At 68.6% G+C, this 22,214-nt stretch carries 24 protein-coding genes and 1 tRNA gene; 9 read left to right on the top strand and 16 right to left on the bottom strand.

What is annotated here, in order from left to right:
- Positions 1 to 260 precede the first annotated feature (260 nt).
- From DZG09_RS10755 to DZG09_RS16895, 6 genes are all read right to left on the bottom strand, one after another.
- Positions 261 to 641, bottom strand: a complete 381-nt coding sequence (locus tag DZG09_RS10755; protein ID WP_119697729.1) for a rhodanese-like domain-containing protein — start codon at positions 639 to 641, stop codon at positions 261 to 263.
- A gap of 85 nt (positions 642 to 726) precedes the next feature.
- On the bottom strand, positions 727 to 1,284 hold the full coding sequence (locus DZG09_RS10750) for a DUF4395 domain-containing protein (protein ID WP_119697728.1): 558 nt from the start codon (positions 1,282 to 1,284) through the stop codon (positions 727 to 729).
- Between the two features lie 16 nt (positions 1,285 to 1,300).
- A complete protein-coding gene (locus DZG09_RS10745) occupies positions 1,301 to 2,092 on the bottom strand; it encodes a sulfite exporter TauE/SafE family protein (RefSeq protein WP_119697727.1) in 792 nt (263 codons plus the stop codon).
- Between the two features lie 20 nt (positions 2,093 to 2,112).
- Entirely contained in the window at positions 2,113 to 3,531 is a 1,419-nt protein-coding gene (locus DZG09_RS10740) for an MBL fold metallo-hydrolase (RefSeq protein ID WP_119697726.1), read from the bottom strand.
- A gap of 208 nt (positions 3,532 to 3,739) precedes the next feature.
- A complete protein-coding gene (gene trxA / locus DZG09_RS10735) occupies positions 3,740 to 4,114 on the bottom strand; it encodes a thioredoxin (protein WP_119697990.1) in 375 nt (124 codons plus the stop codon).
- Positions 4,115 to 4,142: 28 nt separating this feature from the next.
- Complete coding sequence (locus tag DZG09_RS16895; protein WP_119697989.1) at positions 4,143 to 4,328, bottom strand: hypothetical protein; 186 nt, start codon at positions 4,326 to 4,328, stop codon at positions 4,143 to 4,145.
- A 122-nt stretch (positions 4,329 to 4,450) separates the two neighbouring features.
- On the opposite strand from DZG09_RS16895, the gene DZG09_RS10725 reads away from it, so the two are divergent.
- From DZG09_RS10725 to DZG09_RS10715, 3 genes are all read left to right on the top strand, one after another.
- A complete protein-coding gene (locus DZG09_RS10725; protein ID WP_119697725.1) occupies positions 4,451 to 4,747 on the top strand; it encodes a metal-sensitive transcriptional regulator in 297 nt (98 codons plus the stop codon).
- 435 nt (positions 4,748 to 5,182) lie between these two features.
- Positions 5,183 to 5,959 (top strand): helix-turn-helix transcriptional regulator, encoded by a 777-nt coding sequence (locus tag DZG09_RS10720; RefSeq protein WP_240423993.1) that lies wholly within the window; start codon positions 5,183 to 5,185, stop codon positions 5,957 to 5,959.
- An 81-nt stretch (positions 5,960 to 6,040) separates the two neighbouring features.
- The gene (locus DZG09_RS10715) at positions 6,041 to 6,658 is read left to right on the top strand and encodes a LysE family translocator (protein ID WP_119697723.1); all 618 of its coding nucleotides are present in this window, start codon (positions 6,041 to 6,043) and stop codon (positions 6,656 to 6,658) included.
- Positions 6,659 to 6,711: 53 nt separating this feature from the next.
- Here DZG09_RS10715 and DZG09_RS10710 read toward each other — a convergent pair whose 3' ends face one another.
- The 5 genes from DZG09_RS10710 to DZG09_RS10690 all read right to left on the bottom strand — a co-directional run bounded on the left by DZG09_RS10710 (position 6,712) and on the right by DZG09_RS10690 (position 11,363).
- Positions 6,712 to 7,497 carry a Fic/DOC family protein gene (locus tag DZG09_RS10710; RefSeq protein ID WP_119697722.1) on the bottom strand — a complete coding sequence of 262 codons (786 nt, stop codon included), beginning with the start codon at positions 7,495 to 7,497 and terminating at the stop codon, positions 6,712 to 6,714.
- A gap of 21 nt (positions 7,498 to 7,518) precedes the next feature.
- Positions 7,519 to 7,719: a hypothetical protein gene (locus DZG09_RS10705; protein WP_119697721.1), complete on the bottom strand. Its 201-nt coding sequence runs from the start codon at positions 7,717 to 7,719 to the stop codon at positions 7,519 to 7,521.
- Positions 7,720 to 8,021: 302 nt separating this feature from the next.
- A tRNA-Leu gene (locus DZG09_RS10700) sits at positions 8,022 to 8,107 on the bottom strand.
- A 122-nt stretch (positions 8,108 to 8,229) separates the two neighbouring features.
- The gene (locus tag DZG09_RS10695) at positions 8,230 to 9,372 is read right to left on the bottom strand and encodes a VIT1/CCC1 transporter family protein (protein WP_119697720.1); all 1,143 of its coding nucleotides are present in this window, start codon (positions 9,370 to 9,372) and stop codon (positions 8,230 to 8,232) included.
- A 245-nt stretch (positions 9,373 to 9,617) separates the two neighbouring features.
- Positions 9,618 to 11,363 (bottom strand): DEAD/DEAH box helicase, encoded by a 1,746-nt coding sequence (locus DZG09_RS10690; protein WP_240423939.1) that lies wholly within the window; start codon positions 11,361 to 11,363, stop codon positions 9,618 to 9,620.
- 82 nt (positions 11,364 to 11,445) lie between these two features.
- Between DZG09_RS10690 and DZG09_RS10685 the strand changes: the two genes are divergently transcribed.
- Together DZG09_RS10685 and DZG09_RS10680 are read left to right on the top strand one after the other, a co-directional pair.
- A complete protein-coding gene (locus DZG09_RS10685; RefSeq protein ID WP_119697718.1) occupies positions 11,446 to 12,723 on the top strand; it encodes a M18 family aminopeptidase in 1,278 nt (425 codons plus the stop codon).
- Positions 12,720 to 13,664 (top strand): 3-methyladenine DNA glycosylase, encoded by a 945-nt coding sequence (locus DZG09_RS10680; RefSeq protein WP_119697717.1) that lies wholly within the window; start codon positions 12,720 to 12,722, stop codon positions 13,662 to 13,664. Before DZG09_RS10685 ends, DZG09_RS10680 begins: the two co-directional genes overlap by 4 nt.
- A gap of 34 nt (positions 13,665 to 13,698) precedes the next feature.
- On the opposite strand, the gene fdhD is transcribed toward DZG09_RS10680, so the two are convergent.
- Genes fdhD through modA form a run of 5 tightly spaced genes read right to left on the bottom strand, consistent with a single transcriptional unit; the run spans position 13,699 to position 18,798 of the window.
- Positions 13,699 to 14,646 carry a formate dehydrogenase accessory sulfurtransferase FdhD gene (fdhD, locus tag DZG09_RS10675; protein WP_119697716.1) on the bottom strand — a complete coding sequence of 316 codons (948 nt, stop codon included), beginning with the start codon at positions 14,644 to 14,646 and terminating at the stop codon, positions 13,699 to 13,701.
- A gap of 52 nt (positions 14,647 to 14,698) precedes the next feature.
- Entirely contained in the window at positions 14,699 to 15,781 is a 1,083-nt protein-coding gene (gene moaA, locus DZG09_RS10670; protein ID WP_119697715.1) for a GTP 3',8-cyclase MoaA, read from the bottom strand.
- Between the two features lie 26 nt (positions 15,782 to 15,807).
- Complete coding sequence (locus DZG09_RS10665; protein ID WP_119697714.1) at positions 15,808 to 17,196, bottom strand: ATP-binding cassette domain-containing protein; 1,389 nt, start codon at positions 17,194 to 17,196, stop codon at positions 15,808 to 15,810.
- On the bottom strand, positions 17,193 to 18,044 hold the full coding sequence (locus DZG09_RS10660; protein WP_119697713.1) for an ABC transporter permease: 852 nt from the start codon (positions 18,042 to 18,044) through the stop codon (positions 17,193 to 17,195). Before DZG09_RS10660 ends, DZG09_RS10665 begins: the two co-directional genes overlap by 4 nt.
- 4 nt (positions 18,045 to 18,048) lie before the next feature.
- Positions 18,049 to 18,798 carry a molybdate ABC transporter substrate-binding protein gene (modA, locus tag DZG09_RS10655; RefSeq protein WP_119697712.1) on the bottom strand — a complete coding sequence of 250 codons (750 nt, stop codon included), beginning with the start codon at positions 18,796 to 18,798 and terminating at the stop codon, positions 18,049 to 18,051.
- Positions 18,799 to 19,033: 235 nt separating this feature from the next.
- Here modA and DZG09_RS10650 point away from each other — a divergent pair, with 235 nt between their 5' ends.
- From DZG09_RS10650 to DZG09_RS10635, 4 genes are all read left to right on the top strand, one after another.
- Positions 19,034 to 20,263: a ThiF family adenylyltransferase gene (locus DZG09_RS10650; RefSeq protein ID WP_119697711.1), complete on the top strand. Its 1,230-nt coding sequence runs from the start codon at positions 19,034 to 19,036 to the stop codon at positions 20,261 to 20,263.
- Between the two features lie 2 nt (positions 20,264 to 20,265).
- Positions 20,266 to 21,489 carry a molybdopterin molybdotransferase MoeA gene (locus DZG09_RS10645; protein ID WP_119697988.1) on the top strand — a complete coding sequence of 408 codons (1,224 nt, stop codon included), beginning with the start codon at positions 20,266 to 20,268 and terminating at the stop codon, positions 21,487 to 21,489.
- Positions 21,490 to 21,508: 19 nt separating this feature from the next.
- Positions 21,509 to 21,988 carry a cyclic pyranopterin monophosphate synthase MoaC gene (gene moaC, locus DZG09_RS10640; protein WP_119697710.1) on the top strand — a complete coding sequence of 160 codons (480 nt, stop codon included), beginning with the start codon at positions 21,509 to 21,511 and terminating at the stop codon, positions 21,986 to 21,988.
- Positions 21,985 to 22,214: nucleotidyltransferase family protein (locus DZG09_RS10635; RefSeq protein WP_205529147.1), on the top strand; the 230-nt coding region annotated here is incomplete at its 3' end. The genes moaC and DZG09_RS10635, both read left to right, overlap by 4 nt.

The following is a 22,214-nucleotide window of genomic DNA, read 5'->3' as shown; positions in this document are numbered from 1 at the left end:
CGACAGGGACCTGCACGGCCAGGGGCACCGGTCAGGACCAGAACCGCTGCGACATCCGCACAGATCTCCCCGAATGTGCGCGGATCCTGCTCTACTCCGGGATCGGTCTCGCCCGCAGCGGTGGCGGCGTCGGCGTGCTGACGGTCGCTGTCGCGCGTCACCGTCTTGGCGATCGAGGTGACGCGGTCTTCCAGCCCCCGCACAGCGATCGCGTCACCGCCCATCGCAGCGCCGACCCCACAGGGGACGAGGGTCTGTCCTCAGTCTACGATCGGCAGCCCGGTCGCCTGGGCTGCTTGTTCGAGTGAACCGAGGTTGGTGAGATTCGTGAACCCGGCCTGTTCCATGAGCGCGATCGCCTGGCCGGATCGGCTGCCCGAGCGGCAGTAGACGAGGTACTCTGCGTCCGGGTCGAGGCTCGGGATCGCGGCGGCGAGGTCGCCGCCGTTCAAGTCGAGCAGCTTGGCTCCATCGAGGTGCCCTGCTGCGTGCTCTGCGGCGGTGCGCACGTCGAGCAGGATCGTTGCATCGCTGACTTCGACCGAGCTCGCACCGCCAGTCGAGTTCGGCGCCGATGAGCAGGCTGCCAAGCTGAGCAGGAGCACGACAGCGGAGAAGGAGATGGTGATTGAACGGCGCATGGTGGGTTGCCCTTTCGGCTTGGTTCGAGTTGGCCTGATGTCGGGTGGCGGATGGTCCAGGGGCCGGGAGTCCGACTGATGCAGATCAGTGCGCGGCAACGCGGGAGCCGGAACCCGCATCGCAGGTGTCGCCCGGACAGTACATGGGCGGTTGCCCGCTGAAACGGCGCTGCAGTGCGCAGCCGACACAGATGCCGAACGCGGTCTCGAGGAAGAGAAGGATCAGACAGACACCGCAGAGCGCGAGGGTGAGCCAGAACGGTGCCGCGAACAGGCCCATACTCACACAGGCGACGAAGGCGAGGCCGAAGCCCAGCCACCATGCGAACTCCTTCTGTGGTGCACCGACCCATTCCGGGCGCTGCCATCTCACTGCAAGGCGGCCGAGCAGCAGCGCGGGCGACCAGCGGTCACCTGCGGTCACACGCAAAAGCATGTCGATCATGAAGAACATGCCGAAGGGTTGCAGCGGCTGTGTCGAGCCGGTGAAGAACGCCGTCGCGAACGCGACACCGCCCAGGAGGAGCAGTATCCCCGCGGCCGCACGTACTGCCCGCTCGTCGATGACGGGAATCGTGTACCCGAGGACGACTCGACCGATGCGTGGGGCTCGGGTTTCGGCGCTGGAGGCGTCAGCGGTCATCGGCGGCGTCTTCCACTCAGACTGAGGTGAACAAGGACAGGAAGGCAGGGGCTTCTTGGACGAGCACAAGGGCTCCCATGACGAGCACGAACACGCCGAACCCTCTACGGAGCGCGCGTTCGGGGATGCGCCCGGCCAGGGCGACGCCTGCGAAGGATCCCGCGATGGCGGTTGCGGTGAAGGCGAGCACGATCGGCCAGTGCAGTTGCACTGAGAACAAGTAGCCGCCGAGCCCGGCGAACGACTTCATCGTGATCACGAGCAGCGAGGTGCCGACCGCGATCGCCATCGGCAGGCCGCCGAGCAGGTTGAGCGCGGGAACGATGAGGAAGCCGCCGCCCGCGCCGACGAGGCCCGTGGCGATGCCGACGAGCAGTCCGTCGATGAGGATGCGCAGGATCGGCCGCGAGTGATTCGCAGCGCGCGCCGCGCTGCCGCGATCCTTGCGGCCGCGGATCATGGCGGTGGCGGTGACGATCATCATGATGGCGAACAGGATCATGAGCGCCACCCCGGGGATGTACCCGCCGACCAGGCCGCCCGCGAAGGCGCCGACCATACCCGCGATACCGAACAGGGCTCCGGTCTTCCAGCGCACCCGCCCGGCCCGTGCATGACCGATCATGCTGACCGCACTGGTCGCGCCGACGATGAACAGGGAGGCCGCGATCGCTTCGCGCGGTTCCATTCCCAGCACATATGTGAGGATCGGGACGGCGAGGATCGACCCACCGCCGCCGAGGAGCCCGAGGGATACGCCGACGAGCCCCGCCAGAGCGAGGGCGATGACGATCAGATGGGGTTCCACTCGGACTCCTGGGCTGTCGATCAAGCGGCGACGGGCTGGTTGCCGGGGCGCGCTGCCCAGGCGGCATAGCTGCCGTCGAGTTCTGCGATGTCATACCCCTCGCGGCGCAATGCGCTGGCGGCGACGCTATTGCGTACACCGCTCTGGCAGTAGGTGACGATCGTGCCGGCCTCAGGCTCGGGCAGCAGATCGAGGTTCCAGAGCACACGCCCCGCGGAGAGCTGCGCGGCGCCCGGCAGGTGGCCCTCGGCGTACTCGGTGCGATTGCGTACGTCGAGCAGCACGACCCGCTCGAAGCCGTCGAGATCCTCCGGCTGCACGAGCTTCGGCCTGACGAGTTCGAGGCCGTCCAGTGAGGTGATGTAGCCGTGCACCGTGTCGATGCCGACTCGCACCAGGTGGTCACGCAACTCCTGCGCCTCCTCCGCGGAGCCTGCGAGCAGCACGAGCGGGCGATCCTCGATCTGCGGATCGTAGACCCAGGCGCCGTAGCTGGCGACCTTCGCGGCGCTCGGGATGTTCAGGGAGCGGGCCACTGTGCCCTCGTGCACTTCGCTGTTGTGACGCGTGTCGACGAAGATCACGGAGTCTGCTTCGAGCTCCGGCCGGAGCTCGTCTGCCGTGTACTCGATGAGTTCGGGAGCAGCGCCGATCACGTCGGGGCCGATTCTGTTCTCCATCTTCATGCGGCCGAAGTAGGCGTGCGCATCCGGCTGTCCGCTGAGCAGCTCGTCGACGAAGCCCTGCTCGTCGTCATTCTTCAGATACCGGCTCCACCACGAGAAGTTGCGCTCGTAGCCGACCGTCGACGCGGGGATCGCGCCGAGCGCCTTCCCACAAGCAGATCCCGAGCCGTGCGCCGGCAGCACCTGGACGTAGTCGGGCAGCATGAGGAAGCGGTCGCGCAGGCTTGCGAAGAGATCCCTGGCCCCTTCGAAGCGGGTGTCGACGAAACCGGCGGCCTCGTCGAGCAGATCGGGACGACCCAAGTCACCGACGAACACGAAGTCCCCGGTGAGCATGAAGCCCGGCTCACTCGCCTGTGCACCGTCCGTGATCAAGAACGACAGATGCTCCGGCGTGTGCCCCGGCGTATGAGACGCCTCGACAGTGATATTGCCGAGTCGGATGCGGTGGCCGTGCTTCATCCGCACAGCTCCGTCGAACATGTCGGAGTAGGCCCAGTCAGTGCCGCCCTCATCCGAGACATACATCTGCGCACCGGTCCTCGCCGCGAGTTCCCGCGTGCCCGAGAGATAGTCGGCGTGGATGTGGGTCTCGGTCACGGCCACGATCTGCATCTCGTTCTTCTCGGCGAGGTCGAGATAGACATCGAGGTCGCGGCGCGGGTCGACGACGATCGCCTCGCCTTTCGCTTGGCAGCCGATGAAGTAGCTCGCCTGTGCGAGGTCTTCGTCGTAGATGCGTTCCAGCAGCATGATCAGTTCTTTCTCGAGTGACGGAGTCGTTCAGGAGTCAGTTGCATGTGCAGCGGTCGGCCTCGGGCACGCCGGAGAGGGCATCCTCGATGTGCTGACCGCAGCCGGCCCAGGTCGGCTTGCCGCAAGCAGAACAGGTGATTCGTGCGCACATGATGAGGGTCCTTTCTAACGATGTGCTGGACGAGAGGGGTGGTCTGAGATGGTCTCAGGAAGCGGACTGCGTGTCGCGTTCGGCGATCTGCCGACGCACGTCGTCCATGTCGAGATCGCACGCCCTCTGAATGAGTTGGTCGAGCTGCGCAGAAGTAAGGGCTCCAGGCTGCGCGTAGACCATGATCCCGTCGCGGAAGATCATCAGCGTCGGTATCGAGGCGATGCGGAAGTCGGCAGCCAGTTGCTGTTCGGCCTCAGTATCGACCTTGCCGAACACGATGTCCGGGTGGTGCTCGGAGGCGCGCTCGAACGTAGGCGCAAAGGCCCGGCACGGCCCGCACCACGCCGCCCAGAAATCGACGAACACGATGCCCCCGCCGCTCACGACGGCCTCGAACGTGTCCGAGGTCAGATTCTCCGTAGCCATCTCCTGTTCCACATCCTTTCCACTGTGTCTATCGGCCGAACAGACGGGAGAAGAACCCCCCTCGATTCGCCTTCGCAGCATCGATCTGGGCCTGGGTGTGCTTGCCGTTGCACCACTCCGATGCGGGCACGCCCGCCTTCACCATCGCGACATGCTGCCCGCAGCCCGCCCAGGTCGTCTTCCTACATGTACGACAGGTCACCGCTCGACACATCACATTCTCCTCAACCGGTCTGGATACCCCCGGGGGTATCTTGATGAATGACATAACTATACCCATGGGGGTATCGTGTTTGTCAAGCCAGGTTGGCCCAGCACAGAGGGAAGGCAGACGCCATGAGGGACGAGACGGGAACGGAAGCCACTCCGGCTCAGCACGATGCAGAGGCGAAGCGCAAGGTGGTGAACCGGCTGCGCCGTGCGCATGGGCAGCTCGCCGCAGTCATCGCCGCGGTGGAGCAGGATGAGCACTGCCGCGATATCGTGCAGCAGCTCTCCGCTGTCTCCAAGGCGCTCGACCGGGCAGGGTTCCTCGTGATCTCCAGCGCCCTGAAAGAATGCCTGAACCACCCGGACGCTGAGGGCAATCCCGATCAGGACGAACTCGAGAAGCTCTTTCTCACGCTCGCCTGACCGTCTGCCCCAGCCCAACGCCATACCCGCGACGCGCACATCTCCACCGCATCCAGAGGCACACACCGAAGACTCTTCGGCACGACGGTGCCGACCGCGGGCAGATTCACCCTGATCGATCGCGCTCACAAGATGCTGCGCCCCTCCCCAGAAGCAGAAAGCTCAAGAACTCCTGCCGACGATGCTCGGGCTCGACCGCGCCGGTGACATGACGGTTGCGACCTCCAGCGCGGCGAACAGGGTCGTCGTGCTATCTCCGTTTGCGCGCAGGACTCCCAGGCGTATCAGCGAGAGCGGTGCTGAGCGCCCCCACCTTGGCTTGTAGCGAAGTCGGCGTCGGTGTGCGATGCAGCGGTTGAGCGTAGCCTGTAAGGGAGTCGGGTCCCGTCCCGAGCGGGACACATCTGAGAGGGAGGTGCGTGCTTGGCTGAGTTCGTGCGGTGTACCGCGCTGCCTCACGTCGAGGCGCGGCGGTCGTGTCAGGAGAACTCCTGCTACCGGCCGCATACGCACGACGCATTCTCTATCGGGATCATCGAGGCGGGAACCTCAGTGTTCGCAGGTCCCCTCAGCGGCAGCGTCACGCTCGAACCCGGCGATGTGATCGTGATCGCGGCAGGTCAAGTGCACCAGTGCAACCCCGACGACGGTTCCTGGCGCTACCAGATGATCCACATGGACCAAGACTGGGCAGTTCCACTCGCCGCCACAGATCGCGCCGCTGCGCTGTTCTCCGGTGTGACGGTGCTGCGCCGCCACGACCTCCACCACCGCACCACGGCATGGGCCGATCTCATCTTCGAGGACAAGTCGACCGAGCGGATCGAGAGCGGGTTTCAGCATCTCATGATGGAACTCGGCGATGCCGCACCCGAGTACTCGGTGACGGGAGGCACCGACCTCCGACTGCTCGATCGGCTGCGTCCCGTGCTGGATCGACTGCGAGACAACGAGTCGACCCCGAGCCTGGCTGAGCTGGCCGTGATCGCAGGACTCACGAAGCACGAGTTGGTTCGTGCGGTCAAGCGCGCGACAGGACTCACGCCGTTGGCATGGCGGCAGAACGCCCGCATCCAGAAAGCACGGCACCTGCTCCGCGACGGGCACCCGATCGCCGACACCGCGCACGAGCTGGGGTTCACCGACCAGAGCCACTTCCATCGCGTGTTCCGCGCGCACGTCGCCGCGTCGCCCGGTGCGTACCGGGCCTGAGCGCAAGAACGTACAAGACCCGCCCGCTCCCTGCTTCCGATACTTGACGAGTCCACCGTCAAGTACTCCCCTGGGAGAGGTATGGAGCAGTTCGTTGCTGTCGCCGTCGCGCACTTCCTCGCGCTCCTGATCCCCGGCGTCGACTTCTTCCTCATCGCCCGCACGGCGATGACCAACGGGTGGCGGGCTGCGACCGGCGCCTGCCTGGGGATCGCGACCGCGAACGGGATCTTCATCGCCGCCGCGTTCTCCGGCCTCTCGCTCATATCGACCCCGACCGTGCTCGCCGTGATCCAGCTCGCAGGAGGCGCGTTCCTGTTATACATCGGTATCGCGTTCTTCCGCTCCAACGCCCGCTTCGACCCCGAGCAAGAAGCACAGGCCGTGCGAGCGACGTGGGTTCGGAACTTCGGCCTCGGTATCGCCTCGGGGCTGCTGAACCCGAAGAACGCGCTCTTCTACCTCAGCCTCGCCGCCGCACTCGCCGGAGCCTCACCGTTGACACTCGCCGCCTACGGTGCGTGGATGTTCACCATCGTGCTCGTCTGGGACGTGTTCGTCGCGGTCGCACTCGGCTCCACCCGGGCTCTCACCCGCCTCGCACGCATCGTCCCTTGGCTCACCAAAGCCGCCGGAGCCTTCCTTGTCCTCTTCGGACTCGCCATGGTCGTCACCGTATCCGTGCAGCTCCTGAATTGATCACCTGAGCCGTTTCGCGTATTCGCGCGTAGTGCGCCGAGCGAGCTGACCAGCTATAGAGAGAGCCCGCCGTGAGGCGCTGGCGGTTCCGGTCGGCGCATCTTTGCGCCTAATGACTCCGCGGCCGGGCGAGTGTGTCGTCGTTTGCGGGCCGCGTCGAGTTCACGGTCCAGTACGTCCGGTGTCCGCGAGATGCCGCGTGCTTGGAAGCCACGCACCTGCTCCACCGTCAACGCCTCCCCAGGTGGCCTGCCTGCGTCGAGCCGGTGGAGGGTCGGGCGGATCAGCGCGTCGATCCCTGTGTGGTCTTCCACGATGGCGAGAGTGCGGGCGTGGGCGAACACGTCGCCGGGAATCTGGGACCAGTCGATGGCCCATCCGGCGTCGCGGGCGAGCTGGTTGAACATGATGTGCTGGCTGCGCGTGTTCACGTCGCGGAACGGATGGATCGCCGTCGTCTCACCCCACACCCACGCCAGCCCGTCAGCGAACGCGTCCGCGTCGAGCCCTCGCAGGTGGTCACGGGCGGCGAGTTCCCCGAAGACGCGCTCGACCTCGGGGACGATGCACGGCGGTCGGCAGTGCGCGATTCCGGTGCCGCCGGGGTGGGTATCAGTGTCGCGAATGTCACCACCCCACAGATACAGGTCTTGCGTCAGATGCTGGTGGATGGTCTGCAGGTGGGCGAGGTCGAACTGGCCGGGGATGGGGTGCTCGGTGAGTTCGACCATGCGCTGATGGATCGCGGCCGTCTCGACCGCTTTCCAGCGGTCGTAGTCGGTGATGCCGAGCTTGTTGATCAGAACCAGGCTGTTCGGGTAGCTGTAGCGGTCGGGCACTGGTGCTCCTGCCCGGACGGGTTACTTCTCGGGGAAGCGGGTAAGCGCGGCTGCGATCGCCTCGCGCACCGCATCATCCCCGGACAGCTCCCCGCGCACCTGGCGGCGGGCAATCTCCCGATCTGCCTCGGAGACGACTGCACCGGCCGTGACCTGCCCGGCCTCGACCTCGGCGAGCACGCGCCGGACATGGGCCTCGGATACCGGGGTCTTGAGAGCCATTCGGGGTGCCTCCTTGTGGTCGGCGTTCTCAGGTCAGTTTACGTCGCTCCGCCGACATTCACCGGGAAGCCGGACACGGGGGTGCCGATTCGGCACCGCCAGCGGAGTGTCAGGACTCGCCGGTATCGGTGATCACCACGACGATGAACATCTACTCCCACGTCACCCCGACCATGCAGAGGTCGGCCGTAGACCGCTTCGCCGCCCATCTCGGCAAGGCTTAGCACTTTTTCTAGCACTTCGATAGAAAATGACCCCTGACCTGGAGAGTAAATCCCAGGTCAGGGGCCGCTTTCATTCTGTGCGCGAGGGGGGACTTGAACCCCCACGCCCTAATACGGGCACTAGCACCTCAAGCTAGCGCGTCTACCTATTCCGCCACCCGCGCATTGGGTGTCGGCCCGTCCGGACCCGCTGTGCGGAGCCTTGCGAACCAAGAGATAACATTACCATCTCCTGCGACAGCCGCCCAATCATGAGACGCCTCGGGCGTGGCGGTGATCCACCTGGCTACCCGAGTTCCACTCCGAAGATCAGCCCCAGACCGTAGGTCACCGCGGCGGCCCCGAAACCGATCGCCAGCTGCCGCAGCGCACGCGGAATCGGCGAGGCGCCGGACAGCAGACCGACCAGTGCGCCGGTCACGCTCAGCGCGATGCCGACGAGCACGAGGGCGACGACCACGGCGACGATTCCCGACATGCCGAAGATCCATGGCAGCACGGGGATGATCGCGCCGGAGGCGAACAGCAGGAAGCTCGACACCGCCGCTCGGAGAGCGCCTCCGACCACCTCGTGCGCGTCGCCGGCCGCGGTGCGCTGCGGCATCCGTCCGCCGTTGGCCTCGGCGATCACGCGCCGTGCGCGTTCCATCGCCTCCTCCCCTGCCATGCCCCTGGTGCGGTACACGAGTGCCAGCTCGTTCGCATCGATGTCGAGATCAGGCAGGTTCGCGTGAGCGAAGTCGCTCGGTTCCGTCGCCTCCAGCAGTTCGCGCTGGCTGCGCACCGAGACGTACTCCCCCGCCCCCATCGACAGCGCTCCTGCCAGCAGACCGGCGACACCGCTGAACAGGACGAACTGGGGCGCCACGCCCGTCGCGCCGATGCCCATCACGAGCGCCAGGTTGCTGACGAGCCCGTCGTTCGCCCCGAACACCGCAGCACGGAACGTGCCGGAGAGCTTGCGCCTGCTCTTCGCCGCGAGCCCGCGCACGACCTCGTGGTGGATCTTCTCGTCGGCGCGCATCGCTGGCGTCGCCCATGGGTCGGCGTCGTAGGGAGAACGCGCCTCAGCCTGCTGTGCCATCGCGAGCGTGAACACCGAGTCGAAGCGCCCGGCCATCCATCCGGTCAGCCTGTCGCGCATGCCCGCCTTCGGCAGCTTCTTCGGCTCGCCCCCCAGCAGGTCGATCCAGTGCTGCTCGTGGCGCTTCTCCGCGTCTTCGAGCTGCAGCAGGATCTCGCGCTCCTCACCTGCCCGCTTGCGTGCGAGCCGCCGGTACACCGCCGCCTCGGCACGCTCGTCGGCGATGTACTGCGCCCACCGACGGCGATCCGCCGCAGTCGGCACACTCGGGGTCTGATTCTCCGTGTCGTTCACTCGTTCCACGATATTCGCGGCGGCCCCGCAAGACGTCGCGGATCCGCGCATTGACAGCATTTCGGACCCCCGAAGCGCTGCGGTCGCGGACTGCTCGCACTCGGGTGAGGCAGTTTGTTCCTCCCGCGCGAAGGAGCGTGAATCTGCCGCACCTGACGCGCGGAGCACCGCGGTTGCGTGCATCTGCCACACCGGAGTCAGCGCACGGCTGCCGCGGGCTCTGCGATGCCCGCTCAGACCTCCCGGATGCCCAGGAGCGCCCTCCGCGATGCCCGCCGGGTCATCCGGATGTCGTCTCAGGAGCGCACGCGACGGCGCAGGCTCTGTATGCGCTTCTGCAGCTGTGCCACGGTCGCCTGTGCCACGGCCGGCCCGCCGCATGTGCGTCGCAGGTCTGCGTGGATCTTGCCGTGCGGATCGCCCGTCTGCCTGGAGTAGAGCCCGACGAGGTTGTTCAACAGCTGCCGCTGTTCCTTCAGCGTGCGGTGCAGCGGCTCCGGGAGCACGCTCTGCCCGCTCTCGCGCTCTGCGGATTCGCGCACCTCCCGATGCTTCGACTGCCGCTGCGTGCGCTGCTGCAGCAGCTCGTGCACGTGCTCCGGCTCGAGCAGGCCGGGAAGCCCGATGAACTCCTGCTCCTCTTCGGTGCCTGGTACGGCTAGCTGGCCGAACTCCCTGCCCTCGAAGACGACCTTGTCGAAGTGCGCCACCGAGCTGAGAGCCTCGAACTTCCCCTCCTCCTCGGTGAGCTCATCCGAGGCCTTCTCCTCGCGCTCAGCGGCATCGAGCAGGGAATCGTCGAGCCCGTCGCCGTCCTTCTCGCCCCGGCCGATGACGTGATCGCGCTCCCGCTCCATCTCGCCGGCGAGATCCAACAGAGAAGGCACGTGCGGCAGGAACACGCTGGCCGCCTCGCCACGGCGCCTGGCCCGCACGAAGCGCCCGATCGCCTGCGCGAAGAACAGCGGCGTGGACGACGACGTCGCATACACGCCGACCGCCAGCCGCGGCACGTCGACGCCCTCCGACACCATGCGCACGGCGACCATCCATCGGTCGTCGTTCGACGCGAAGTCCTCGATGCGCTGCGACGCCTCCTTGTCATCGGAGAGCACCACGGTCGCCCGTCTGCCGGTGATCGACATCAGCAGCTTCGCGTACGCACGAGCCGCTGTCTGATCGGTCGCCAGCACGAGCCCGCCCGCATCGGGAACGTGGTGCCGGATCTCCGTGAGCCGCGCGTCCGCCGAGCGCAGGATCTGCGACATCCACTCGCCGTTCGGGTCGAGTGCGGTGCGCCATGCCTGCGATGTGACGTCCTTGATGTTGTCCTGCCCGAGCTGCGCCTCCACCTCTTCGCCTGCCTTCGTGCGCCAGGCCATCTGGCCCGCGTACACGTGGAAGAGCACCGGGCGCACGACGCCGTCGGCGAGTGCTCGCCCGTAGCCGTAGTTGTAGTCGGTGATCGAGGTCATGCCGCCGGATGGATCCGGTGCGTAGTCGACGAACGGGATCGGCGAGTCGTCGCTGCGGAACGGCGTGCCTGACAGCATCAGCCGCCGTGCGGCAGGTGCGTACGCCTCTCGCACGGCGTCTCCCCAGCTGAGCGCGTCGCCGCCATGGTGCACCTCGTCGAGGATGACCAGTGTGCGCCCCGACTCCGTCAGCTGGCGATGCACGTACGCCTTGGCCGCGACCTGCGCGTAGGTGACGACCACACCGGCGTACTGCCGGGACGGGGCGACGTCGCTGTTGCGGAAGTTCGGATCGAGCCGGATGTGCGCACGAGCGGCGGCATCCGCCCACTGGGTCTTGAGGTGCTCGGTCGGCGCGACCACGATGACGCGGTCGATGACGTCGTCGCTGCGGAGCTTGCGCGCCATCGTCAGCGCGAACGTCGTCTTCCCGGCACCGGGCGTCGCAGCGACCAGGAAGTCGCGCTTGTTCGCGAGGTCGTATGCATCCATCGCCTCGCGCTGCCATGCCCGAAGGTTCTCCGCGGTGCCCCACGGGGCTCTCTGCGGATAGGACGGTGACAGCACTCGTCCACGATATGCGAGACCGACGACATCGAAGCTTGAAAGAGGCAGAGCGTCGCCCATCCGGACCTGGGATAATCGTCGGATGATCCCAGCCGACGCACGCACGCACATCGATGACCTCGCCGCATTCGTGACCGCCTCACCCTCGTCGTACCACGCGGCTGCCGAGGTCGTGCGCCGTCTGACCAGCGCAGGGTTCGAGGCCATCGACGAGAGCGACGCCTGGCAGGTGCGTCCCGGCGGGCGCTACGTGGTGCGGCGCGACGGCTCGGTGATCGCATTCGTCGTCCCGGACGATGCGGGGCCGCTCACGCCGTTCTCCATCGTCGGGGCGCACACCGACTCCCCCGCCTTCAAGCTGAAGCCGAAGCCCAGCACCACCGGTCCCGGTGGCTGGTGGCAGCTCGGCGTCGAGGTCTACGGCGGTCCGCTGCTGAACTCGTGGCTCGACCGCGAGCTCGAGCTCGCCGGGCGGATCGTGACCCGCGACGGCATCGAGCACGTCGTGCGCACCGGGCCGCTGCTGCGCTTCCCGCAGCTCGCGGTGCATCTCGACCGCACCGCGAACGAGTCGCTCGCACTCGACAAGCAGAAGCATCTCGACCCGGTGTGGGGCTTCGGTGACGCGGAGTCGGCCGACGTCCTCGCGGTGCTGGCGCGCGACGCCGGTGTCCAGCCGGACGAGATAGCCGGCTACGACATCCTCACGGCCGACACGCAGGAACCGCGCGTGTTCGGCACCAACGGTGACCTGTTCGCCTCCGGCCGCCTCGACAACCTGCTGTCGACGCATGCCGGACTCATCGCGATAGAGACGGCCGCACCGACGCGGTCGATCGCAATGTTCGCCGCGTTCGACCACGAGGAGGTCGGCAGCTCGTCCCGCTCCGGCGCCGCCGGCCCCTTCCACGAGGACGTGCTGCGCCGCATCGGCGATGCTCTCGGCGCGAGTGCGGAGGATCGTGCCCGCGCGTTCGCCGCGTCACTGCACGTCTCCAGCGATGTCGGCCATGCCGTGCACCCGAACTACCCTGAGCGGCACGATCCCGTGAACCTGCCGATGGTCGGGCAGGGACCGATCCTGAAGATCAACGCCAACCAGCGCTACGCCACCGACGCGCACGGTGCCGCCGTCTGGAACGCCGCATGCGAGCGCGCCGCGGTGCCGTCTCAGGAGTTCGTCTCGAACAACTCGGTGCCTTGCGGCTCGACGATCGGACCGCTCTCAGCGACGCGCCTGGGCATCCGGACGGTCGACGTCGGCGTGCCGATCCTGTCGATGCACTCCGCACGCGAGCTCACCGGCGTCATCGACCCCTGGTACCTCTCACTGGCCATGGGCGAGGTGCTCGCCGCGTGACGCCCGACGCGCCCGTCGGCGTCAGGCTTCCGCACGAGGCCTGGCGCGAGCGAGAGCGCGCCCACAGCCGCCGGGCCGATGCCCTCACCGCCGGGCATCGTGAGCGCGCCGCACGCGGTGAGAAGCATCCGGTGTGGGACTTCCTGTTCCAGTACTACTCGTTCAAGCCCGCCGTGCTGCGCCGTTGGCATCCGGGCGCCGGCGCGGAGCTCGCCGAGGCCGCAGACACCGAGCGCGCCGGATGGCGCTGGTATCGGCAGGGATCGACCCCCGACTCCCTGATTCCGGATGGCGCCGGTTTCGCAGCGGAGAAGCCGGATCTGGCTAAGCTCATCCGGATCATGCTGACGCGCACCGCGTCGAGGCCCGGCCAGTTCGACTGCTTCGGTCTGCACGAGTGGGCGATGGTGTACCGCTCCGACGAGCACAGGCATCCGCAGCCGCTGCGACTCGGGCAGGACGGCACCGACAGCGTCGTGGAGGCGCACGAGCTGAAGTGCACGCACTTCGACGCCTTCCGGTTCTTCACCGCGGAGGCGGAGCCGCGCAACCGTCTGCGCCCGACGCGCGGCACGCAGCCGGATCTGGATCAGCCCGGATGCCTGCACGCAGGCATGGACGTGTACAAATGGGCGATCAAACTCGGGCCGCTCGTGCCCGGTGAGCTCCTGCTGGACGCGTTCGAGCTGGCCAGAGACGTCCGGAGCCTCGACATGCAGGCGGCGCCCTACGATCTGCGCGCGTGGGGCTTCGACCCGGTGCCCATCGAGACGCCGGAGGGCAAAGCCGAGTACGTGCGCCGCCAGCGCGGCTTCGCCGAACGGGGCAATACGCTGCGCCGACGGATCCTCGCCGCCGCCTACCCTGACACCGATCCTGCCCGGTCGGCCCAGCGTATCGCTGCTCCGGTGCAGGAAATCGTCGCCACAGGCGCCGGATAGCGGCCATCTGCCGCACCTGAGCGACTGTCGACGGCTACACCTCGGCGGGCTGCGGCACCAGGATGCGGTCGTGGCCGGTGTAGATGTTCATGGTGTCGCCACGGAGGAAGCCGACGAGGGTGAGGCCGACCTCGTCGGCGAGCTCGACCGCCAGCGATGACGGCGCCGACACCGCTGACAGCATTGGAATGCCCGCCATCAGCGCCTTCTGCACGAGCTCGAAGCTTGCTCTGCCCGACACCATCAGCACGGTCCCGCGCAGCGGCAGCCGGTTGTTCAGCACGGCCCAGCCGACCACTTTGTCGACCGCGTTGTGTCGGCCGACGTCCTCGCGCAGGACGAGCAGCTCCCCCGTCGCCGCGTCGAACAGCCCAGCGGCGTGCAGGCCGCCCGTCTTGTCGAACGCGTCCTGATTGTCGCGCAGCGTATCGGGGAACTCCGCGAGCAGGCGGGCGTCGATCGTGAAGGCGTCGCCGGCGACGTCATGGGCCGACTCGGTGCGGACAGCGTCGATCGACGCCTTGCCGCACATGCCGCACGAACTCGTCGTGTAGAAGTTGCGCGACAGGTCGGTGCTGGGCAGTGCGACGCCGTGCGCGAGGGCCACATCGAGCACGTTGTAGGTGTTCTCGCTCGCGGACGCGCCCCCGTCGGGCGCGCGAAGCGTGTCGAGCACACCGCGCGGGGCGGCATCTGCTCCTTCCGGAGCACCGACCTCCGGCATGCCGAGTCCGTTGGTGCCGGGGCCTCCGCAGTGAATCGCCGAGCGGAAGTCGGCACCCGTTCGCACGACCCCCTCGGAGACGAGGAATCCTGCCGCCAGCTCGACGTCGTGCCCTGGCGTGCGCATCGTGATCGCGAGCGGCTCGCCCGCGATGCGGATCTCGAGCGGCTCCTCCACCGCGAGCGTGTCGGGCCTGCGCCGCTCACCGTGGGTGAGGGAGACCCTGGTGACAGGCCGCCTCGTCGTGATCCGTCCCATACCGCCATGTTACGCGCGGGCGGACAGACCGGCTCCGCGCGGACGTCTCCGGTCAGCCGCCGATGGCGTTCATGCCGCGGTCCGGCTGCAGGAACGACGGGTCGTTGATGGCGTGGCCTGGCAGTTTGCCCGCGATCGCCGCACGCAGCACCCGTTCGATGTCGTCGTCACTGCCGCCGTTGCGCAGCCGCGGCACGAGATCGTACTCGTCGTTGGAGAACAGGCAGTTCCGGATCTGGCCATCGGCCGTGAGGCGCATCCGATCGCAATCGCCGCAGAACGGCGCGGTGACGGACGCGATCACGCCGACCGAATGCGGACCTCCGCCGAGCCGCCACGTCTCTGCCGGCGCGCCGCCGCGGCCCGGGATCGGCTCCAGCTCCCACCGTGTGCGCAGCGCATCGAGGATCTCCTCGCGCGTGACCATGCTGTCCCTGCTCCATGTATGTCCGGCGTCGAGGGGCATCTGCTCGATGAAGCGCAGCTGCGCGCCGTGCCCCGTAGCGAACTCCACGAGGTCGACGATCTCGTCCTCGTTCACGCCGCGCATCGCGACGGTGTTGAGTTTGAGCGGCTTCAGCCCGCTGCGCGCCGCCGCGGCGATGCCGTCCATCACGTCGTCGAAGCGATCGCGACGGGTCAGCTCGCGGAACCTCTCCCGATCGAGTGTGTCGATCGAGATGTTCAGGCGCTTCAGGCCCGCATCGACCAGCTCAGGCAGGTACTCGCCCAGCCGGATGCCGTTGGTCGTCATCGCGATCTTCACAGGCCCGTCAGGGGACTCGATGCGCGCGAGCCTTCGGACGACGTCGACGATGTCGCGCCTCAGCAGCGGCTCTCCCCCGGTCAGGCGGAACGTCGTGATGCCGCTGTCGGCGGCGATGCCGGCCACTCGCACGATCTCGTCGACCGTGAGGATGCTCTCGCGTGCCAGCCACTCGTTGCCCTGCTCCGGCATGCAGTACGTGCAGCGCAGGGAGCAGCGATCCGTGAGCGAGATGCGCAGGTCGCGGTGCACTCGGCCGAAACGGTCGACAAGCGGCCCGCCCAGGGGCCCGTCGAAGGCCACGGAGCGCGCGGCCGCGCCTTCCGCGGGGGCGACCGGAATCTTCGCGCCGAGCGAAACGGCCGTCATGAGCGCCTCCTGTACATCAGACCAGGCTACTCTCCGGCGGTGGGAGCGGCGCCGCTGGCGGTGTCCGATTCCGCGCCGTCCTTGTGCGGATTCTGCGCACCGGATGCGCGCGGCTTGCGTGCCGGGCCGATGATCCGCACGCGATCCGCCGGCACGGACAGACGCACGGGATCTCCGGGGGCCAGGTGCAAGCCTGCGAGTCGCTCAGCGGGAATCTCGGCTGCCACACGCGGGTTCTCTGTGACGACGCGCGCTCCGGACGGCGTCGATTCGAATCGGACGACTCGTGCCAGCCACTCGCCGGGTTCCGGTTCGGCATCGCGGGCCAATCGCAGTGCGGCGGTCCATGAGTCGTCTTCGGCGCGCTCCAGGCGCACATCGCTCGGTCTGAACAGCGCCGTGACTCGTCTCCCCTCGTGCGCATGCCGTCGCGGGGTCCGTTCCAGCGCCGCGGCCTGGGCATCGCGCGTCGATGACGGTGCGTCCCCGTCGATGTGCTCCGCATCGTCCGCAGACTCGTACCCCGCGGGCAGCGCCCGGCGGTGCGGCGCGCCGTGCGCCGCGGTGACCGGTCCGCCGCCTGCGTCGGCGACATCGCTGCCTCCGATGCGGACGGGGCCCTCGGATGCCTTGACCAGGCACCCGCCGCTCGATCCGGTGCCGACGATCCGGTTCAGACCGGCGACCGTCGCAGCGAACGGCGTCTCCGGGCGCGCGAGCACATCCGCGGTCGGCCCCTCCTGCGTGACGGTGCCCTTCTCGAGGATGAGCAGGCGCCGGCCGAGGGCGGCGGCATCGGTGACGTCGTGCGTGACGATGAGCGCTGCGACCCTCGATGAGATCAGCTGCTCCTGCAGCATGGCACGGATGTCGGCAGCCGTTTCGGGGTCGAGGGAGGTGAGCGGCTCGTCGAGGAGCACGGCGCGGGGCGCGGCCGCCAGTGCCCTGGCGATCGCGATGCGCTGCTGCTGCCCCCGCGACAGCTCGCGGGGGCGGTGGTCGCCCGTGCCGCCGAGGCCGACCTGCCAGAGCCACTCGTCCGCCTCGTTGCGGGCATGCTTGCCGTCGAGGCCGCGCACGCGAAGCCCGAATGCGACGTTGTCGCGCGCCGAGAGATGGGGAAACAGCCGCGGATCCTGGCCGAGCAGCACCACGTCGCGCTTCTGCGGGCGCACGTGCCGTCGCCGGGTGGCCACCGTGTCGTTGCCGAAGGCCACCGTCCCGCCCGACAGGCGCGTCACCCCGGCGATCGCGCCGAGCAGGGTGGACTTGCCCGCGCCCGACTGCCCCATCACCGCGACGATCTCGCCGTGCTCGACTCGCACGCGTGCGTCGAGCCGGAATCCGCGACGATTCACGATCACGTGCGCATCGATGGGCGCGCCGCTGATCCTGTGCAGAGTTCCACGGCTCATCGCATCGCCCCCGGCCGCCAGGCCCGCACCAGCAGCAGTACGAGGACCGCGGTCACAAGCAGCAGCAGCGACAGCGCGACAGCCGGTCCCTGCGAGAGCCCTGATCCGTTGAAAGCGGTGTAGATCGCCAGCGGCATCGTGCGGGTCACGCCCGGCGCATTCCCTGCGAACAGCGCCGTGGCGCCGAACTCGCCGACCGCGCGGGCGAAGCACAGCACGGTGCCTGCGACCAGGCCGGGAGCGGCGAGCGGGAGCGTGATGCGGGTGAGGATCCTCCAGCGGCCCGCGCCCAGCCCCGCTGCGGCGAGCTCGAAGTCTGTGCCGACCGAGCGCAGCGATCCCTCCAGCGCGAGCACCAGGAACGGCAGCGCGACGAACACCTGCGCGAGCACCACGGCTGTGGTGGTGAACGGGATCTGGATGCCGACGTCGGCGAGGAGCGAGCCGCCGGGGCCCGTCGGGCCGAGCAGGAACAGCAGGGCGACGCCGCCGACCATCGGCGGCAGCACCAGCGGTATCGTCACGAGCGCCCGCAGCACGGCCGCCACGGCGCGGGCGGAGCGGGCGATGAGGAGCGCGAGCGGCACCCCGAGCACCAGGCAGATGGCCGTGGCGATCAGCGCTGTGCGCACCGAGAGCCACAGCGCCTCGAGGGATGCGGGCGAGGTGACGTCCGCCCAGACCGTCGTCCATTCCACCCGGCCGACGAGTGCCGCCAGCGGAAGGACGAGCATGGCGAGCCCGACGAGCGCGGGAACAGCCAGCACTCGGGGAAGCTGCGCCGGCGGGGACGCCCGCCGACGAGGGCCGGCTTCTGTGCGGGCGGTGCCGCTGCGGACGTCGCTCATAGTCCTATCGTGTCGATCCTGCACCGAAACCGTGGGCCTCCAGCACGGCGCGTCCGGTATCTCCTGTCACATAGTCGACGAACTGGGCCGCGGCATCCGGTTCCGGTGCGGCGTCGAGCACACCGATCGGGTAGCGGTTGACCACCTCGTCGGCGCCCGTCACATCGACGACGCCGACGTCGCGCCCGACCACATCGGTGCGGTAGACGAGTCCGGCGTCGGCGACGCGCGTCTCGACTTTCGTGAGCACGGCGGTGACGTTCTGCTCCTCGCTGGCGGGAGTGAATTCGACGCCGGCGGAGTCGAGCAGCGCCCGACTGGCCGCGCCGCACGGCACCTCGGGCGCGCAGAGCACGACATCCAGTTCCGGGTCAGCGAGATCCGCGAGGTCTGCAACCGCCGATTCCGCATCGGGCGGTGTTGCGATCACCAGGGTGTTCGTCGCGAAGATGCGCGCGTCGGAGACGTCGTCCGTGATCCGGTCGAAGGTCTGCTCGTTCGCGGTCGCTACGACGTCGGGGATCGCACCCTCCTCGATCTGCGTGATCAGGACGTTCGAACCGTCCGTGACTATGGGGCGGATGTCGACATCCGGATGCTCCGCCTCGAAGTCGGCGGCGATCTCCTCGAAGGCGCCCTGCAGCGATGCGGCCGCGAACACCGTCACCGGAGTTCTGCCGTCCTCTGCCGAGCCGCCGCACCCCGCAAGCAGCACGCAGGATGCGATAGCCGTCACCGCTGCCAGATGCCTCATCCTCACCTGCCCATCCTGCCATCGCCGGGTACGGGGGTCGGCTTCCCGCGCGCCATAGTGCGTTGCCTCCAGAACTGTGTCGCACTATGCCCCCGAGCGAGCCGACCCGGCGCCGTGGAGCAGAACGGCACACCGGAATGGGAGCGCACCGGTCGAGAAACTGGCACCGGATGAGCGACGGACGCGGGACAGGTGGGAGCGCCCGGATGTCCGAGCCGCGGCCTACCCTGGAGACATGCCGTTCCCACCGCTCGTCGACCCCGTCGCTTCGCTCTCCGAGACGGAGCGCAGCCGCACGGCGCGCCATCTCGCACTGGCGGGCTTCGGCGACGACGCGCAGCGGCGCCTCGCGAACGCGCACGTCGCGCTCGTCGGCGCGGGCGGGCTCGGCTCCCCCGCCGTTCTCGCGCTGGCCGCAGCGGGCGTCGGCACGCTCACCGTGATCGACGACGACGTCGTGGAGGTCTCGAACCTGCAGCGCCAGGTGATGCACCGGCACGACGATGTCGGAGAGCCGAAGGCGCTCAGCGCCGTGCGCGCCGCCGCGGATCTCTCGCCGGAGACCAGCGTGCGCACGGTCATCCGACGCCTCGATGCGTCCAACGCGGTCGAGCTGCTCACCGGCGCCGATGTGGTGCTCGACGGCGCCGACACGTTCGAGACGAGGGTCGACGTGGCCGCCGCGTGCGAGGAGCTGGGCGTGCCGCTGGTGTGGGGCGTGATCCAGGAGTTCAGTGCCCAGCTGACGGTGTTCTGGTCGACTCCGCCCGATGGACGCTCACCCGTTCTGCTCAGTGATCTCTACCCCGCCGGCAGCGCGGGAGAGGTTCCGACGTGCGCCCAGGTGGGCGTGCTCGGGGCGATGTGCCTGCAGGTCGGGGCGGCGATGGCGATGCAGGCGATCCAGCTCATCGCTGGCATCGGCGAGCCGCTGCTCGGGCGGGTGCTGCTGTTCGACGCGCTGCGCTCACGGTCGCGGGAGGTTCCGCTCGTCGGCGCGGCGACACCGACGCGCGACAGTGCGGACGACGACGCCCCTGAGCCGTCGCCATCAGTGCCGTTCGATGTCGACGCGCCGGTTCCTGGGCGTGCAGCGCGGTCCAGTGACTCCACGACGGCTCAGCCGCAGCGCGCTCGCAGTATCAGGGCACGCGATCTCGAGACGTTCCTCACCGCCGATGCGGCGCAGGCGTCACCGGTCCTGCTCGACGTGCGCGAACTCGATGAGGTCGCAGCGGATAATCCGTTTCCCGACGCCGTGAGCATCCGGTTCGACGAGGTGATGGCCGATCCCGCCGCTGCCGCGGCACGTTTGGGCGACCGGCGTGCAGCGGTGCTCTGTCGTTCCGGTGTGCGCTCGAAGCGGGCCGCGGCGGCGCTGGCGGCCACGGGTGTCGACTGCGTGAGCGTCGCCGGCGGCCTCGATGCCTGGCACGCGGCGGCGGATCGGAGCGCGGCGCGATGAGCATGCGCACAGTCGAGGAGCAGCGCGACCGCGTGCTCGCCGAGGTGCGGCCTACCGAGATCTCTGCTGTGCCGCTGTCTCTCGCGGCGGGGCTGACCCTTGCCGAGCCCGTCACGGCGCGCGTGCCGATCCCGGTGTTCGACAACTCCGCCATGGACGGCTTCGCCGTGCTGTTCGACGACGTCGCCGACGCGTCCGCAGCGACCCCCGCCACGCTGCGGGTCGTCGCCGACGTGCCGGCCGGCAGCGCAGACGACCCCGCCATCCGGCCGGGTGAGGCTGCGCGCATCATGACGGGGGCGGCTGTGCCGGCCGACGCCGACGCGATCGTGCCCTTCGAGCACACGGCGGGTGGTCTGGCGGACTCGCTCACCGAAGCCGTGGTGACGGAGGCGCCGAAAGCGCGGGCCGCGCACATCAGACGACGCGGTGAGGACCGCGCAGCCGGCGACACGATTCTGGAGCCCGGATCGGCGCTCGCTGCGTTCGCCCTGTCTGGCGCGGCCGCCGCTGGTGTCGACGAGGTCGTCGTCGCGGCGCGACCCCGCGTGCTGGTGATGTCGACCGGGTCCGAGCTCACCAGCCCTGGCCTTCTCCTCCGGCGCGGTCAGATCCCCGAGTCGAACTCGGTGCTGCTGGCGAACCTGGCGCGAGAAGCGGGCGCGGAGCTCGCCGCCGTCGCCACCGTCGACGACGCACCGGAAGAGTTCATCCGAGCGCTCGACGAGCACGCCGACGTCGACGTGGTGATCACCTCCGGCGGCGTTAGCGCGGGCGCGTACGAGGTGGTCAAGAACGTGCTCGGCGGCACGATCGAGTTCACCAAGGTCGCCATGCAGCCGGGCAAGCCGCAGGGCTTCGGCAGGCTTCCGTCCGGAGCGCTCATGTTCGCTCTGCCTGGCAATCCGGTCAGCGCAGCCGTGTCGTTCGAAGTGTTCGTGCGGCCGGCGCTGCTCGCCATGCAGGGTCGCAGCGACATCGACCGACCGGTCATCCGGCTCCGTGCAGCCGCACCGTGGCGCACCCCTCAGGGACGACGGCAGTACCTGCCGGCATCGATCGACCGAAGCGACGCCGCCGACTGGTCCGTGCGCCCCGCCACCGCTGGCGGCTCCGGATCGCACCTGGCAGGAGGTCTCGCCGTCGCCGAGGCGATCGCCGTCGTCCCAGCCGAGGTCGACCAGGTCGCGGCCGGTGATCTTGTCGATGTCATGCTTCTGACCTGACCCGCGAGAGAATCGACGCATGAGCGCAGACTTCACTCACATCGATTCGGCCGGGCACGCGCGGATGGTCGATGTCACCGCCAAGACGCCCACGGTCCGATCGGCGACGGCGCGCGGGCGCGTCGCCGTCGCCGCCGAGACGATCGCAGCTCTGCGCGACGGGTCGGTGCCGAAAGGCGATGTGCTCGCGGTGGCACGGATCGCGGGCATTCAGGGCGCCAAGAAGTGCGCGGAGCTGCTGCCCCTCGCCCACGTCATCGGAGTGCACGGCGCGAACGTCGACCTTGAGATCACCGACTCGGCCGTCGAGATCACCGCGACCGTGCGCACGGCTGACCGTACGGGCGTCGAGATGGAGGCGCTCACCGCCGTGTCGATCTCAGGGCTGGCGATCGTCGACATGGTCAAGGGCGTGGACCGCTCGGCCGTGATGACCGACATGCGCATCGTCGCCAAGGAGGGCGGCCGGAGCGGATCGTGGACGCGCGAAGGCGAGTGACGCCCGGCGATGGGTCTGCCCCGGACGGCGCCGCTGAGGCCATCGTTCTCGCCGGCGGACGGGCGTCGCGCCTCGGCGGAATCGACAAGCCCCGCCTCCGCGTGGGGCAGGAGACGCTCCTCGGCGGCGTGCTCCGAGCGCTCACAGATGCGGGCTGCCGACGCATCATCGTCGCGGGGCCGCCGCCGAGAACCGAAGCCGCTCCGCGCGCAGACACCGATGACGC

It is taken from the genome of Microbacterium halotolerans, assembly GCF_003569805.1.
Lineage (GTDB): Bacteria > Actinomycetota > Actinomycetes > Actinomycetales > Microbacteriaceae > Microbacterium > Microbacterium halotolerans.
Note: the sequence above shows the minus strand (reverse complement) of the source record. Positions and strands in the feature narration are given on the sequence as shown.